This window comes from Phenylobacterium sp. (genome assembly GCF_036263695.1).
Classification (GTDB): Bacteria; Pseudomonadota; Alphaproteobacteria; order Caulobacterales; family Caulobacteraceae; genus Phenylobacterium.
This window is the reverse complement of the sequence record NZ_DATAGM010000198.1, coordinates 1-2,604: the sequence shown is the minus strand read 5'-3', so window position 1 is coordinate 2,604 and position 2,604 is coordinate 1. Positions and strand designations below refer to the sequence as shown.

At 69.4% G+C, this 2,604-nt stretch carries 2 protein-coding genes; one reads left to right on the top strand and one right to left on the bottom strand.

Features of this window, described 5'->3' with window-relative positions:
• A partial coding sequence (aspS, locus tag VHK87_RS08045) for an aspartate--tRNA ligase (protein ID WP_329634387.1) occupies nucleotides 1–1,755 on the top strand: 1,755 nt, incomplete at its 5' end.
• On the opposite strand, the gene VHK87_RS08040 is transcribed toward aspS, so the two are convergent.
• A partial coding sequence (locus tag VHK87_RS08040; protein ID WP_329634386.1) for a pentapeptide repeat-containing protein occupies nucleotides 1,752–2,604 on the bottom strand: 853 nt, incomplete at its 5' end. The two genes, aspS and VHK87_RS08040, sit on opposite strands and share 4 nt — an antisense overlap.

Below are 2,604 nucleotides of genomic sequence, written 5' to 3'. Positions count from 1 at the left end.
TGCGGCGCCCTCCGCGCCGCCGATGAGGGCAAGACGGTCCGCCTGTCCGGCTGGATCCATCGCAAGCGCGACCACGGCGGGCTGATGTTCATCGACCTGCGCGACCACTACGGCCTGACGCAGCTGGTGCTGGCGCCCGAGACCCCGGGCTTCGCCGCCGCCGAGAAGCTGCGCGCCGAGAGCGTGATCAAGGTCGACGGCGAGGTGGTGAAGCGCACCCCCGAGACCGTCAACGCGGGCCTGCCGACCGGCGAGGTTGAGGTGCGCGTGCGCGGCCTGGAGGTGCTCTCCGAGGCCGCCGAGCTGCCGCTGCCGGTCTTCGGCGAGCCGGAATACCCGGAAGAGATCCGGCTGAAGAACCGCCACCTGGACCTGCGCCGCGAGACCCTGCACCGCAACGTCGTGCTGCGCTCGAAGGTCATCCAGTCGATCCGCAACCGGATGACCGGCCAGGGCTTCCTGGAATTCCAGACGCCGATCCTGACGGCCTCCAGCCCCGAGGGCGCGCGCGACTTCCTGGTCCCCTCGCGCCTGCACCCGGGCAAGTTCTACGCGCTGCCGCAGGCGCCGCAGCAGTTCAAGCAGCTGCTGATGGTCGCCGGCTTCGACCGCTACTTCCAGATCGCCCCCTGCTTCCGGGACGAAGACCTGCGCGCCGACCGCTCCCTCGAGTTCTATCAGCTCGACGTGGAGATGAGCTTCGTGACGCAAGAGGACGTGTTCGCCGCCATCGAGCCGGTGCTGCAGGGCGTCTTCGAGGAGTTCGCCGACGGCAAGGCGGTGACGCCCTATCCGTTCCCGCGTATCCCCTACAGGGACGCCATCTCCAAATACGGCACAGACAAGCCGGACCTGCGCAATCCGCTGGTGATGCAGGACGTCTCAGAGCACTTCCGCGGCGGCGGCTTCGGCGTCTTCGCGCGGATGCTGGAGGACCCGAAGAACGCCATCTGGGCGATCCCGGCCCCGGGGGGCGGCTCGCGCGCGTTCTGCGACAAGATGAATTCCTGGGCCCAGAGCGAGGGCCAGCCGGGCCTCGGCTATGTTTTCTGGCGCGAGGGCGAGGAGGGCGGCGCGGGGCCGATCGCCAAGAACCTCGGCGACGAGCGCACCAAGGCGATCCGCGAGCAGCTGGGCCTGAAGGTCGGCGACGCCGCCTTCTTCGTCGGCGGCGATCCGAAGGTCTTCTACAAGTTCGCGGGCCTGGCCCGGACCAAGGTCGGCACGGACCTGGAGCTGGTGGCCCAGGACCGCTTCGACTTCGTCTGGATCGTCGACTTCCCGATGTACGAGTTCAACGAGGAGACGAACCACGTCGACTTCTCGCACAACCCGTTCTCGATGCCGCAGGGCGAGATGGAGGCCCTGGAGACCAAGGACCCGCTCGACATCCTGGCCTACCAGTACGACATCGTCTGCAACGGCTACGAGCTGTGCTCCGGCGCGGTGCGGAACCACCGGCCGGATATCATGCTGAAGGCCTTCGAGATCGCCGGCTACAACGCCGAGACAGTGGAGCGCGAGTTCGGCGGCATGCTGAACGCCTTCCGCCATGGCGCCCCGCCGCACGGGGGCCTGGCGCCGGGCATCGACCGGATCGTCATGCTGCTGGCCGGCGAGACCGCCATCCGCGAGGTCATCGCCTTCCCGCTGAACCAGCAGGGCCAGGACCTGATGATGAACGCGCCCTCCGACGTGCTGGAGAAGCAGCTGAAGGAGCTGCACATCCGCCTGGCGCCGCCGGTGAAGGTCTAGTCGGTCTCGAAGACGATCAGGTAACGCGGACCCGGCTGGGCCGGCTTCAGAGCCGGCACGGCGGGGGCCGGCGGGATCTTCGGGATCTTGACCGCGATGCTATGGCCGCCACGGCAGGTTCGGACCGTGAGGCCGCGCGGCAACTTGGTCTGAGCATCGCCGCACGCCGCGCTGAGCTGCGACTGTTCCAGCCCGCGAGCGCCGGACAGGTCAGCTCCGGAGAGATTGGCGTGCTCGAGGTCGGCGTCGTGGAAGTCGGCGCCGCGGAACGACCCGCCCCGCAACACGGCCCCGGTGAGATCGGCCGACCGGAACGACGCGCGATCCAGGCGGCCGCCGCCGAAGTTCGTCGCCTGCAGGCTGGCGTCGCGGAAATTGGCGCCGCGGGCGTTCACGCTCCGGAACACCGCGCCCTGGAGGTTGGCGTCCGTGAATGTCGCCCCGGTCAGGATAGCCCCGTTGAAGTTGGCGCCGATCGCGCGGCTGTCGGCGAGATCGACGCCGGAGAGATTGGCTGAGGAGAAGACCGTGCCGCTGGCCTCGACGTCGCGCATCTTCGCGCCCGTCAGGTTGGCGGAGGCGAAGTTGGCGCCAGTCATGTGCGCTTCGCTGAGATCGGCTCGCGAGAGGTCGGCCTTGCTCAGCACCGAGCCGACGAACCGCGCCTCACGCAGGTCCGCGCCCACCAGGGACGCGCCCGCGAAGTTCGCGCCGATGAAGTGCGCCCCCGCCAGCCGCCGGCCGGCCAGCTCGCATTTGGCGCAGGCCCCGCCGAACGAGGTGAAGCGCTGCACCTCCTTGTCGCCGGTCATGGCGCTGGCCGCCGCCGGCAGCGTCAGGGCGGCGGCG